Below are 11,421 nucleotides of genomic sequence, written 5' to 3' on the forward strand. Positions count from 1 at the left end.
GGCTCAGAGCCCGAGCAGGCGGCGCAGCGTGGTGATCACGCCGTGGTCGAGGTGGGAGGGGGCGCGGTAGCGCGCCCGGGCCAGCACCTCGGGGTGGGCGTTGTCCATGGCGAAGGACAGGCCCGCGGCGTCGAGCATCTCCAGGTCGTTGAGGTAGTCGCCGAAGGCGACCGTCTGCTCGGCGGAGACCCCGAGCTCCTCCTGGAGCCGGCGCACGGCCACGCCCTTGTCGACCCGGGGGTGCATCACGTCGACCCAGTGGGCGCCGGAGACGACGACCTGGTGGGTCTCGCGGAAGTCGGCCAGGGCGGGCGCGGTGCCCTCCTGGGGGTCGGCGAAGCTGAAGACGGCCACCTTCACCACGTCGTCGTCGACGGCGTCGAGGTCGTCGAGCTCGACGAGGGAGGCGTAGTAGGGGTCGACGTGGTCGAGGAAGGCGCGGTCGGTGCGCTCGACGTAGGCCGCGCGCTTGCCGCAGACCACCATGCCCAGGTCGTGGCCCTGCGCGGTGAGGTCGCGCCCCCGGCGCACGAGACGCGCGACGACGTCGGGCGCCAGGGTGGTGGAGCTGATCTCGGCCTCGTCGCGCACGACGTAGCTGCCGTTCTCGGCGATGAAGACCATGCCCTCGCGCGCCCGGTCGAACTGGCGCGCCAGCGTGGCGTACTGCCGTCCGCTCGCGGGGGAGAAGACGACACCGCGCTCGCGCATCGAGTCCAGCAGCGGCCAGAGGTCCTCGGGGATCCGGCCCTCGCCGTCGAGCAGGGTGCCGTCCATGTCGACGACGACGAGGCGCACGTCGGCGCCCTCGGGCAGCGGGGAGGTCGGGTCGGCGACAGCGGTGCTCACCCCACCAGGGTCCCAGTCGGGTCCTCCGGCCGCCGCGGTGGGCCGGTCAGGGCCCGGTCAGGGGCCGGTCACGGGCCGGTCACGGGCTGGGCATCCCGCCGTTGACGTGCAGCGTGGCGCCGACGACGAAGCTCGACTCCGCGGAGGTCAGGAACACGTAGGCCGGCGCCTGCTCGACCGGCTGACCGGCGCGCCCGAGGGGCGCCTCGGCGGCCCCGAAGTCCGGCAGCGTCTCCGGGTCGACGCCGCCGGTCACCTGGAGCGCGGTCCACGTCGGGCCGGGCGCCACGACGTTGACCCGGATGCCGCGCTCGACCAGCTGCTGGGCCAGTCCCTTCGAGAGGTTCTCCACCGCTGCCTTGGTGCTGGCGTAGTGCAGCCGGTCGGGGGCGGGCTGGAAGGCCTCCGCCGAGGCGGTGTTGACGATGGTGGAGCCCGGCGGCAGGTGGGGCAGTGCGGCCTTGACGATGCGGAAGGCCGCGGTGACGTTGACCGCGAAGGTCTCCTCGAACTCCTCGTCGTCGATGTCCTCGACCCGCTCGTGCCAGACCTGCTTGCCCGCGACGTTGACGACCGCGTCGAGACCACCCATGGCCTCCACCGCCCGCGCCACCAGGTCACGGCAGTACGCCGCGTCGCGCAGGTCGCCGGGCACCCGGGTGACCGTGCGTCCGGCCGCCTCGACGAGCGCCGCGACGTGGTCGGCGTCCTCCTCCTCGGAGGGCAGGTAGGCCATGGTGACGTCGGCGCCCTCGCGGGCGAAGGCCACGGCCACCGCGGCGCCGATGCCGGAGTCGGCCCCGGTCACCAGCGCCCGGCGTCCGGCCAGACGGCCGGTGCCGCGGTAGGAGGACTCGCCGATGTCGGGCACCGGCTCCATGGCGCGCTGCGACCCGGGCTCCTCCTGCTGCTGGACCGGAGGGGAGATGCGCGGGTGGCGGGTGCGGGGGTCGTCGAAGGTGTACTGGTCGCTCATCGGGCTCCTCGCGGGGCGGTCAGGACGGCGACGCGGAGCCCTCGTCACGGGCCTCGTCGCGGTCGGTGCGGTTGACGGCGTCACCGGGCTCCTCGTCGAGTCGGCGCTCGGCGTCGACGAGGTCGACGCCCTCCTCGGCGGGGAGCCCGGGGGCGGTGGGTCGCTGGGGGCTCGGACGCGAGCCGACCGGCTCGGGTCCGGGCCCGGGGGTGGAGGTGCTCATCCACCGAGCCTGCGCCCGGCCCTCGGTGGCCGACCACACCCGCAGGGGTCCTGCCGCGACGGCCGCGGCTCGTGCGAGGCTGCCCGGCGTGGCCCGACAGCAGCCGATCGACACGGTGCGGTGGGAGGTCGACGACCGCCCGCCCACGTGGTGGACCCGCGGCTACGTGCGAGCGATGTGGTGGCGTCGCGACGACCGCGCCTTCTCCGGGGCGGGTCGCACCCTGCGCGCCGCCCGGCGTCGCCAGCGCACGGGCGACCACCCCCCGACGCGGTGGACCCGCCTGGTGCGCGACGTGACGGCCAGCCGGCTCCCGCTCGGTGACGGCGGGGCGCCGGGCCCCGTGGTGTGGACGGTCAGGCCCCGGTGGCGGCGCCCCGTCGTGCGGGTGGTGCACCTGCACGGCGGCGGCTACGTCCACCCGCTCACGGTGGACTACTGGCGGCTGGTGCGTGCCCTGGCCTCGGTGCCCGCGGAGGTGGTGGTGCCGGCCTACCCCCTGGCCCCCGACCACCACGCCGACGAGGTCGTGCCGTGGCTGGCGGGCCTCGCCGCCGACGCCCCCGCCCGGACCTCCGTGGGCGCTCTGCCGCTGGTGCTGTCGGGTGACTCGGCGGGTGGCGCCCTCGCGCTGGTCGTGGCCCGCGAGCTCGCCGACCGGCGACCGGCCTGCGTCGTGGCCCTGAGCCCGTGGCTCGACCCCCGGCTCGCCGACCCCGAGGTCGACGCCCTCGACCCCTCCGATCCGGTGCTGGAGGAGTCGGGACTGCGCGCAGCCGCGCGGTGGTGGGCCGGGCCCCGCGCCGTCGAGGACCCCCGGGTCGACCCGCTGCGCGGCGGCCTGACCGACCTGCCCCCGGTGCACCTCTGGATCGGCGACCGCGACCTGCTGCGACCCGCCGTCGACGAGCTGGCCCGCCGCGCCCGCGTCGAGGGCGCGGCGCTGCACGTGCGCGAGGTCAGCGCCATGTTCCACGTGTGGATGACCCGTGCGGTGCCGGAGGGACGACGGACCCGCCGCGACCTGGTCGCGCTGCTGCGTCGCGTGGCCGCGGACACGGGGCGCCCCGTGCCGGGGGTGCTCAGCCGGCGTCGGCGGAGAACAGCTTGACCAGGGCGGCCGCGAGCTGGCCCTCGGTGAGCCCGCTGCGCAGGGCGGCGTCACGGATCCGCTCGCGTGCCTGCTCCGGCGTGACGTGGCCCTCGGCGGCGAGCAGACCGGCGGCGATCTGCACCTGGAGCGAGTCCTTCAGCTCGGCCGGGGCGCGCTGGGCCGCTTCGCGGGTGGTGAAGGCGAGGTCAGCGTTGGTGGTCGCGCCCGGCGCCCACGCGGAGAAGACCCGTGCGATCTGCTCGTGGCGTCCGTCGAAGGCGCGCGCCGAGCGGGCGTAGAGGTTGACGGTCCCCGTGAGGCGGTCTGCCACGCTGACGGGCAGCGTGAGGGTGCTCCCGATGCCGAGCACCGCCGAGGCCCGCACGAAGGAGCCCCAGCGCTCCTCATCGAGCGGGTCGCCGGCGCGCGACTCGACGACCCGACCCTCCTCGGCCGACGTGACGCAGGGACCGGTGTCGAGGTACTGCACGGCGTCGAGGGCGGCGATCTCGGCTGTGGTGGCGACCATGGTGAAGGTGACGCCCTCGGCGTAGGAGGCCAGGCTCAGCCCGACGCAGTCGGGCACCAGCGCCACCACCTGGTCGGCCAGGTCCTGGAGGACCTCCAGCAGGTCACCGTCCTGCAGGAACGGCCCGTACTCCTCGATGGCCTGCGCGGTCTCAGCCAACGGTTCCACGTGTCGTGCTCCTTCGCATCCTCCCGGGTCTCCCTGGGACCCGGTGCCGAGTCGGTCGATGGTCGTGTGCGGGCGGTCCTCGGTCAGCGCGGGGTGAGGCCGCAGGTGGCGGGCCCCTCGAGCACCGAGCCGTCCGCGTCGAAGCGCGAGCCGTGCAGCGGGCAGTCCCAGCTGCGCTCCGCGTCGTTCCAGCCCACCACCCCGCCGAGGTGGGTGCACACGGCCGAGACCCGTCGTGGCACGCCGCCGACGAGGGAGGTGGCCGTCGGCGGGCCGACGCGGTCGAGGCGCACCTGGCCGCCGTCGTCGCCGGGAGCCACCCCCGGGCCGGGGTGGCGCAGGGGGCGCAGCCAGCCCCGGGTGAGCTCGAGGCCCACCTCGGCGTTGGCCAGCGCAGCACCGGGCAGCCCGCCCAGCTCGCGGCGGTCCCAGGTGTCGAAGGCCGCGGCCCACGCCGGTCGCTCGCCCAGCACCCCCTTGGCGAGGGCCAGCGCCGCTGCCACCGCGTTGGTCATGCCCCACTTGGAGAACCCGCCCGCGACCAGGAGGTGGTCGGTGCCGGGCAGCACGGGACCGGCGTACGGCAGGCCCCTCGTCGTGACGTAGTCCTGGGCTGACCAGGCGTGGGTCTCCTCGGCCTCGGGGAAGTGCTCGGCGGTCCAGGCCCGCAGCCGGTCGAGCCGGGCCCGCGGGGACCGGTCCCGTCCGGTCGGGTGACCCTCGCCGCCGACCAGCAGGACAGCGCCGGAGCCCGGCGAGCCGCCGGGGCCGGTGGCAGCGAGGGCGTCGCGCAGTGAACGCGAGGGCTGGTCGGCCGACAAGTACATCGCGTCGACCACCGGGCGCGGCGTGGCGTACGCCAGGCCGTAGGAGCGTGCTGCGGTCGCCCGGGCGAAGAAGGCGCCGCGGTCGAGGATCGGCATGCCGGTGGCGACCACGACGTGGGTCCCGGTGACCTCGCCGCCCTCGGTCGCGACCCGCAGCGGGGCCCGCCCGGACACCCCGCGCACGCGCGTGCCCTCCAGGACGACCACGCCGTGCGCCTCGGCCTGTCGACGCAGCGCGAGCAGCAGCGCCATCGGGTCGAGCTGGAGCTGGTCGGGCAGACGCACACCGCCCGAGGTGGCGTAGGGCAGCGGCAGCTCCTCGTCGAGCACCACCTCGAGACCAGCACGGCGGGCGACCGCCAGCTCCTGCTCGACGGCTGCGCGCCCGGCCTCGCCGTGGGCGTAGGTGACGGCGTCGCGCACCTGCACCTCGAGGTCGTGGTCGGCGCAGAAGCGGTGGACCCAGGCCTGGGCCTCCCGGTTGGCGGTGACGTACTGGTCCACGGCGCGCGGTCCCTGGCGCTGGAAGACCCGGGACAGCTGCGTGCCCTGGAGCAGGCTGACCTTGGCGGTGCTGCGTCCGGTCGTGCCGGCCCCCACGTGGGTGGCCTCGAGGACCACGACGCCGAGCCCGGCGCGTCCGAGCAGCAGCGCGGTGGTCAGGCCGGCGAGGCCCGCACCCACGACGACGACGTCGGTCTCGGCGGGCGGTACGACGGGCAGGTCCGGTCCCGGACGGGGGTGGCGGTCCTGCCAGGGGGAGACGAGCGTCATGGGGTCCTCCGTCGCGCGGTCGGATGGTCGCGGGTCCGGGCCCACGCTAAGGACGGGCTGGCCGGCGGCACCGCACCCCGCGGGGTGCAGCGCCGCCGGCCGCACGTCACCCGCCGAGGCGGGCGGGGAAGCGGTCCCAGACCCGGTGGGAGGCGAGCAGCTCCACGACGGCGTCGACCGCCGAGGCGGCCTCGTCGTCCCCGCCCCCCTCGTCGCCGGTGACGACGCCGGACACGCCGACCAGGCCGAGCGCGGCGAGGGTCTGCGTGCCCCGCCCCCACCCTCCGATCGCCTTGCCGTGCCGGAAGGCCTCCTGCACCAGCATCGCGACCCGCGGGTCCACGGCGGCCACCGAGTCGGCCCCGGCCTTCGCGTCGCGCGCCGGGAGCGCGTCGGTGCCCGGGGCGCCGCCGCCGGCCAGCAGCACGGCGTCGAGCTCGACCGAGCGCACCGTGGCGAAGGTGCGCTGCACCGGGGTGCCGTCGGGCAGCGTGCCGCCGCGGGCGGCGACGACCAGCGGCACCATGTCGGCCGCGAGGACCGCCCGGCGGGCCGCGGTGAGCCCGTCGAGCACGGCCTGGTCGGCCGGGCCGTCCCCGGCGTCCACCACGATCCCGACCATGCGCCCGTCGACGGGCCAGGTGCCGCCCAGCTGGGACAAGGCCGGGCTGGGGGTGGGCGTGGCGAGCGGGGCCTCGGGCTCGGGGGCGGGCAGGCCCAGCCCCGTGGCCACCTCCTGGCACAGCACCGGGTCGATCCGGGCCAGCGCCCGCAGCTGCCGCTCCTTGACCGCCTGCTCGTAGACCTTGCCGAGCTCGAAGGTGTAGGCGGCCACGATGTGCTCCTGCTCCACCGGCGTCATGCTGGCCCAGAACGACCGGGCCTGGCTGAAGTGGTCGTCGTAGGACGCCGGGCTTTCCCGCACCTTGGTGCTGGCGGGGAGGCTGACGGCCAGGTCGGCGAAGGACTCGGTGCCGCCGCCGGCGTGGAAGGGGCACCCGCCGTCGAGTGACTGCGGCCGGTAGGGCGCGACCCCCTGGTGCACGCCGTGCTGGTGGAGACCGTCGCGCAGCATGTCGTTGACGGGGGCGTGGGGTCGGTTGATCGGGATCTGGTCGAAGTTGGGGCCGCCGAGACGGCTGAGCTGGGTGTCGAGGTAGGAGAAGTTCCGTGCCTGGAGGAGCGGGTCGTCGGTCCCGTCGATGCCGGGCACGAGGTGACCGGTGTGGAAGGCCACCTGCTCGGTCTCGGCGAAGTAGTTGGTCGGGTTGCGGTCGAGGGTGAGCAGCCCGACCGGCTGCACCGGGGCGAGCTCCTCGGGCACCAGCTTGGTGGGGTCGAGCAGGTCGATCCCCGAGAACGTCTGCTCGGGGGTGTCGGGGAACACCTGGAGACCGAGCTCCCAGGAGGGGTGGGCGCCGGCCTCGATGGCGTCGGCCAGGTCGCGGCGGTGGAAGTCGGGATCGACGCCGGCCAGCAGCTGGGCCTCCTCCCACACCAGGGAGTGGACGCCCAGGCGCGGCTTCCAGTGGAACTTCACCAGCGAGGTGACGCCGTCGGCGTCGACGCAGCGGAACGTGTGGACGCCGAAGCCCTCCATGGTGCGGTAGGAGCGGGGGATGCCCCGGTCCGACATGTTCCACAGGGTGTGGTGCTGCGCCTCGGTGTGCAGGGAGACGAAGTCCTAGAACGTGTCGTGGGCGCTCTGGGCCTGCGGGATCTCCCGGTCGGGGTGCGGCTTGGCGGCGTGCACCACGTCGGGGAACTTGATGCCGTCCTGGATGAAGAACACTGGGATGTTGTTGCCGACCAGGTCGAAGGTGCCCTGCTCGGTGTAGAACTTCGTGGCGAACCCCCGGGTGTCGCGCACGGTGTCGGCGGAGCCACGGGAGCCGAGGACCGTGGAGAACCGCACGAAGACCGGCGTCGCGACGCCCTCGGCCAGGAAGGCCGCGTGGGTGACCGCCGACGCCGTGCCGTAGGCGGTGAAGGTGCCGTGCGCCGCCGCGCCCCGGGCGTGGACCACGCGCTCGGGGATGCGCTCGTGGTCGAAGTGCATGATCTTCTCGCGCAGGTGGTGGTCCTGGAGCAGCGTCGGCCCCCGTGGCCCTGCCTTGAGGGAGTGGTCGGTGTCGCGCAGCGGCACGCCGGTCGCGGTGGTGAGGAAGGCCCCGGCCTGGGACCGCGCGTCCGGGGCGGCACCGGTCTCGCGACCCGTGGCGCTGCGCGTCGCCGGGGCGGCCTGGTCGGCCTTGGGCGGCAACGGCCCCCGGGGCTCGGTCGGCTCCTCGAGCGAGGGGGGCTCGCTGCCGGGCGCGCCGGGCAGCGGAGGCTCGAGGAGCTCGGCCGCCTTGTCCTTGACCGCGTCGGCGGCCTTCTTGACTGCTTCCTTGGGGTCCATGGTCGTTCCGTCCTGGGGTCGGGGTAGGGGGCGGTGACCGGGCCCGGTTCCCCACCGGCCGCCGACTCAATCGACGGGGACGTGGGCCACGGGGAGGATCCCGGTGGCATGGGCCGGCGGCGACGGGGAACCGGCAGGTCATGAGCGACCTCACGCTGCAGCTGCTTCGTCACGGCTACGACGCGGTCGACCGCGACCGGTCGAGCAGGGGCGGTGGCACCACCTACGAGTCCAGGCTGCTCGGGCGACGCGCGGTGGTGCTCGGGGACGCCGCGGGGGCCTGTCTGTTCTACGACGAGGGCGCGGTCGAGCGAGCGGGGGTCGTGCCGCCCCCGCTCGCCTGGCTGCTCTTCGGGCGCGGAGCCGTGCACGGGCTCGACGACGAGGACCACGCTCGTCGCAAGGAGCTCCTCGTCGCGGCGGTGCGCTCGCTCGACCTCGACGAGCTGGCCGAGGACGTGCGGCTGCGGGTGACCGCCCGTCTCAGCGGGCTGCCCGGGGGGAGGATCGAGGTCTTCGACACCCTGGCCACCGCGTACGGCGCAGCTGTGCTGCACAGCGCGGGCATCGACCTGCCGGCCGACGAGTCGCGTCGCTGGAGCCGACGGATGGCGGCCGTGGTCGACGGTTTCGGGTTCTCACCGGCCGCCTACGCCCGGGGCTGCCGGGAGCGGGCGCGGCTCGACCGGTGGGCGGCCGCCCTGGTCTGCGACGCCCGCGCGGGCAGGACGCGAACGCCGCGCGGGGGTGTCCTCGACGTCCTCGCCGGGTCCGACCTCGACCACCGCACCGCCGGGATTGAGCTGCTCAACGTGCTGCGACCCACCGTGGCAGTCGCCTGGCTCGGCGCCTTCGCGCTGCTCGCCCTCGACGCCGCACCCGAGTGGCGCGAGCGCCTCGCGGACCCGGCCGGCGAGGAGGAGCGCCTGGCCTTCGCCCAAGAGGTGCGCCGCACCACCCCCTTCGTGCCGTTGTTGGCAGGCCGTGCCCGGCGCGCGGCCTCCCACGACGGCGTACCCGTCGAGCCGGGGGACCGGGTGGTACTCGACGTGTTGGGCATCGACCGCGACCCGATGGTGTACCCCCACCCGCACCTCTTCCGGCCGGCCCGATTCCTGGGGCGCACACCCTCCGCCTACGACCTGGTGCCGCAGGGCGGAGGACCGCTGCGCGGGCACCGGTGCCCGGGCGAGGACGTCGCTCTCCGCCTGATGTCCTCGACCCTCCGAGCGGCGTCGCAGCGCCCCCTCGAGGTCGTCTCGAGTCGCGCGGTTGCCGCGTCGCGTGTGCCGACCCTCCCGGCCGGCGGCCTCGTCCTGGCCCGGCAGCGATGACCCCGGCCGTCCTCGTCGTCGACCTCCAGGTCGACTACTTCAGCGATGACGGGCTGGCCCGGCACCAGGACCGTGTGGTCGCGGCGTGCAACCGTCTCGTCGTCGCGGCGCGCACGCACGGCGTGCCGGTGGTCGAGGTCGTCACCGAGCACCGCCACGACCGGTCGACCTGGGCGCTCAACATGCTCGAGGACGGCTGCGGGATGACGCTCGAGGGCACCGAGGGCGCCCGTCGGCTCCCCGAGCTGGACGTCGCCGGCGCCGACCGGGTGGTCAAGATCCGTGACAGCGCCTTCCACCGCACCGACCTCGCCGAGCTCCTCACCGGGCTCGGGGTCGACACCGTGGTGCTGGTCGGCGTCAGCACCGAGGCCTGCCTGTCGGCCACGGCTTTCGACGCCTACGCCCACGACCTGCGGGTCGTCCTGGTGGAGGACGCGATGGCCTCGGTCGGTCGCGAGCGCCGCGAGTGGGCCCTCGCGGAGCTGGTCGCGCAGTACCGGCAGCGACGCCGCGACATCGGCCGGGTCGTGCGCTCCTGGGGTGACGGTGACGGCTGTGGTGCGTCGCCGAGTTCGGGGATGTGACTCCGGCCGGTCTGGGTCTATCGTGGGCCGCGGACGGTCGGGGCCCAACCACGACCCCTACGGCCGCTCCCGCCCTCTCGGAGTTCCCCCATGGCTTCCCTGGCCCCCGAAACGCAGGTCAAGCCCGTCCTCCTCGCGCCTGTCGCGCTGCCCCCACTGCTGCGGATCGGCCTCGACAGCGTGGTGCGCCGCCACGCCTGCCGGGTGGCGCTGACCGCCGTGGTCTCGCCCCGCCCACCCGACGTGGCCATCTTCGAGCCGACCTCGCTGGACGACCGCGCGGCCGATGCGGTCCTGAGCTGTCCCTCGATCGCGCTGAGCTTCGACACCAGTCCCTGGGGCCTGCGACGGGCGCGCTCGCTCGGGGCCGACGAGGTGCTGCCCATCTCGGTCGACCCGGCCGAGCTGGTGGCCGCCGTCGAGCGGCTGGCGCGGCGCCGCGAGGAGCCGGCGTCAGGCGGCGCCGACCCGGCGCCTCTCCCCGGCGCCCTGTCGGGGCGCGAGCACGAGATCGTCTGCCTGATCTGCGACGGTCTGTCCAACTCCGAGATCAGTCAGCGGCTCTACCTCAGCATCAACTCGGTGAAGACCTACATCCGGTCGGCCTACCTGAAGATGGGCGTGACCAGCCGGTCGCAGGCCGTGCTGTGGGGCGTGGAGCACGGCTGCTCCCGGCTCTCGGACTGAGCCGGCGCAGGAAGCGGCCGGGGGTCAGCGGGCGATCTCGGAGGGGTCGCCCGGGCGGCGTACGGCGCGCGTGGGACCGGGCAGGCCCCAGTCGGGGCCGCCGAGGCGCGAGACCGGCTGCATCCGGTCGTAGGACGGCAGGCCGTCGACCACGACGTCGTCCTCGACGCTGATCCACACGACCTCGCCCAGCACGAGGGTCGAGGACCCGAGGTCGACGGTGGAGTGCAGGCGACACTCGATCGCCGCGGGCGAGGCCGCGACGGCGGGCGGGCCGACGACGGTGCTCGGGCGCATCTCAACGCCGAGCTCGGCGGCCTCGTCCTGGTCGGGGGCGAAGCGGGCGCTGCTGTCGTTGACCTGGTCCATCAGCGGCAGCGTGGCCACGCTGACGGTGAACTCGCCGGTCGCCACGACGTTGCGCAGGGTGTCCTTGTCGCCGATCGAGGCGAAGGCCACGACCGGCGGGTCGGCGCAGACGACGGTGAAGAAGGAGTGGGGCGCCAGGTTGCCGACGCCGTCGGCGGAGCGGGAGGCGACCCAGGCGATGGGCCGGGGCACGACCAGGGACGACAGCAGGGCGTAGGTGTTGGTGTCGTCGCTGCGGGGGTCGAAGTCGGTGCGCACGCGTCCAGCCTGCCAGGGGCGGCCACGCCCGCCGGGGGCGGTGCGCCACCATGGGGTCATGCCTGCCTACTGGATCAGCACCTACCTCGAGATCACCGACCCCGAGAAGCTCGCGGCCTACGCCGAGCTCGCCGGCCCCGCCATCGTCGGCGCCGGCGGCCGCTTCCTGGCACGCGGCCTGCCCGCGAAGGTCTACGAGGCCGGGCGCGAGCAGCGCTCGGTGCTCGTGGAGTTCGAGTCGGTGGAGGCGGCCGTCGCCGCCCACGACACCCCGGCCTACCAGGAGGCCCTCGCCGCGCTCGGCGACGGCGCCGTGCGCGACCTGCGGATCGTGCCCGGGGCCTGA

At 75.0% G+C, this 11,421-nt stretch carries 12 protein-coding genes and 1 pseudogene; 5 read left to right on the top strand and 8 right to left on the bottom strand.

The window, feature by feature from the left end; all coding sequences use genetic code 11:
• Positions 1-3 precede the first annotated feature (3 nt).
• The 3 genes from ASF47_RS06810 to ASF47_RS06820 form a co-directional block, all read right to left on the bottom strand.
• Positions 4-849 carry a Cof-type HAD-IIB family hydrolase gene (locus tag ASF47_RS06810; protein WP_056863251.1) on the bottom strand — a complete coding sequence of 282 codons (846 nt, stop codon included), beginning with the start codon at positions 847-849 and terminating at the stop codon, positions 4-6.
• A gap of 79 nt (positions 850-928) precedes the next feature.
• Positions 929-1,825 carry an SDR family oxidoreductase gene (locus ASF47_RS06815; RefSeq protein WP_056863252.1) on the bottom strand — a complete coding sequence of 299 codons (897 nt, stop codon included), beginning with the start codon at positions 1,823-1,825 and terminating at the stop codon, positions 929-931.
• A 19-nt stretch (positions 1,826-1,844) separates the two neighbouring features.
• Positions 1,845-2,048, bottom strand: coding sequence for a hypothetical protein (locus tag ASF47_RS06820; protein ID WP_156697779.1), 204 nt, complete (start codon positions 2,046-2,048; stop codon positions 1,845-1,847).
• Positions 2,049-2,136: 88 nt separating this feature from the next.
• Between ASF47_RS06820 and ASF47_RS06825 the strand changes: the two genes are divergently transcribed.
• Positions 2,137-3,159: an alpha/beta hydrolase fold domain-containing protein gene (locus ASF47_RS06825; RefSeq protein ID WP_056863254.1), complete on the top strand. Its 1,023-nt coding sequence runs from the start codon at positions 2,137-2,139 to the stop codon at positions 3,157-3,159.
• Here ASF47_RS06825 and ASF47_RS06830 read toward each other — a convergent pair.
• The 4 genes and pseudogenes from ASF47_RS06830 to ASF47_RS22210 all read right to left on the bottom strand — a co-directional run.
• Positions 3,131-3,838: a GAF domain-containing protein gene (locus ASF47_RS06830; RefSeq protein WP_156697780.1), complete on the bottom strand. Its 708-nt coding sequence runs from the start codon at positions 3,836-3,838 to the stop codon at positions 3,131-3,133. The genes ASF47_RS06825 and ASF47_RS06830 overlap by 29 nt on opposite strands.
• A gap of 83 nt (positions 3,839-3,921) precedes the next feature.
• Complete coding sequence (locus ASF47_RS06835) at positions 3,922-5,439, bottom strand: FAD-dependent oxidoreductase (RefSeq protein ID WP_082500090.1); 1,518 nt, start codon at positions 5,437-5,439, stop codon at positions 3,922-3,924.
• A 106-nt stretch (positions 5,440-5,545) separates the two neighbouring features.
• A complete protein-coding gene (locus ASF47_RS22205; protein WP_442937560.1) occupies positions 5,546-6,061 on the bottom strand; it encodes a hypothetical protein in 516 nt (171 codons plus the stop codon).
• A 108-nt stretch (positions 6,062-6,169) separates the two neighbouring features.
• Positions 6,170-7,840, bottom strand: a pseudogene (locus ASF47_RS22210) (catalase); the annotation flags it as partial.
• A 140-nt stretch (positions 7,841-7,980) separates the two neighbouring features.
• On the opposite strand from ASF47_RS22210, the gene ASF47_RS06845 reads away from it, so the two are divergent.
• From ASF47_RS06845 to ASF47_RS06855, 3 genes are all read left to right on the top strand, one after another.
• Positions 7,981-9,174 carry a cytochrome P450 gene (locus ASF47_RS06845; RefSeq protein WP_056863256.1) on the top strand — a complete coding sequence of 398 codons (1,194 nt, stop codon included), beginning with the start codon at positions 7,981-7,983 and terminating at the stop codon, positions 9,172-9,174.
• On the top strand, positions 9,171-9,761 hold the full coding sequence (locus ASF47_RS06850) for a cysteine hydrolase family protein (RefSeq protein WP_056863257.1): 591 nt from the start codon (positions 9,171-9,173) through the stop codon (positions 9,759-9,761). The genes ASF47_RS06845 and ASF47_RS06850 overlap by 4 nt, the downstream gene beginning before the upstream one ends.
• Before the next feature lie 90 nt (positions 9,762-9,851).
• Positions 9,852-10,448 carry a helix-turn-helix transcriptional regulator gene (locus ASF47_RS06855; protein WP_056863258.1) on the top strand — a complete coding sequence of 199 codons (597 nt, stop codon included), beginning with the start codon at positions 9,852-9,854 and terminating at the stop codon, positions 10,446-10,448.
• A gap of 24 nt (positions 10,449-10,472) precedes the next feature.
• Here the strand turns inward: ASF47_RS06855 and ASF47_RS06860 are convergent, their stop codons facing one another.
• Entirely contained in the window at positions 10,473-11,075 is a 603-nt protein-coding gene (locus ASF47_RS06860; RefSeq protein WP_056863259.1) for a flavin reductase family protein, read from the bottom strand.
• Between the two features lie 58 nt (positions 11,076-11,133).
• Between ASF47_RS06860 and ASF47_RS06865 the strand changes: the two genes are divergently transcribed.
• Positions 11,134-11,421 carry a DUF1330 domain-containing protein gene (locus tag ASF47_RS06865; RefSeq protein ID WP_056863260.1) on the top strand — a complete coding sequence of 96 codons (288 nt, stop codon included), beginning with the start codon at positions 11,134-11,136 and terminating at the stop codon, positions 11,419-11,421.

Source organism: Nocardioides sp. Leaf285 (assembly GCF_001422955.1).
In the GTDB taxonomy this organism is placed as follows: Bacteria; Actinomycetota; Actinomycetes; order Propionibacteriales; family Nocardioidaceae; genus Nocardioides; species Nocardioides kribbensis.

Coding starts and splice junctions, on each gene's coding strand:
- ASF47_RS06815 (WP_056863252.1), bottom strand. CDS start 1,825: ATGAGCGACCAGTACACCTTCGACGACCCCCGCACCCGCCACCCGCGC.
- ASF47_RS06820 (WP_156697779.1), bottom strand. CDS start 2,048: ATGAGCACCTCCACCCCCGGGCCCGGACCCGAGCCGGTCGGCTCGCGT.
- ASF47_RS06835 (WP_082500090.1), bottom strand. CDS start 5,439: ATGACGCTCGTCTCCCCCTGGCAGGACCGCCACCCCCGTCCGGGACCG.
- ASF47_RS22205 (WP_442937560.1), bottom strand. CDS start 6,061: ATGGTCGGGATCGTGGTGGACGCCGGGGACGGCCCGGCCGACCAGGCC.
- ASF47_RS06845 (WP_056863256.1), top strand. CDS start 7,981: ATGAGCGACCTCACGCTGCAGCTGCTTCGTCACGGCTACGACGCGGTC.
- ASF47_RS06850 (WP_056863257.1), top strand. CDS start 9,171: ATGACCCCGGCCGTCCTCGTCGTCGACCTCCAGGTCGACTACTTCAGC.
- ASF47_RS06855 (WP_056863258.1), top strand. CDS start 9,852: ATGGCTTCCCTGGCCCCCGAAACGCAGGTCAAGCCCGTCCTCCTCGCG.
- ASF47_RS06865 (WP_056863260.1), top strand. CDS start 11,134: ATGCCTGCCTACTGGATCAGCACCTACCTCGAGATCACCGACCCCGAG.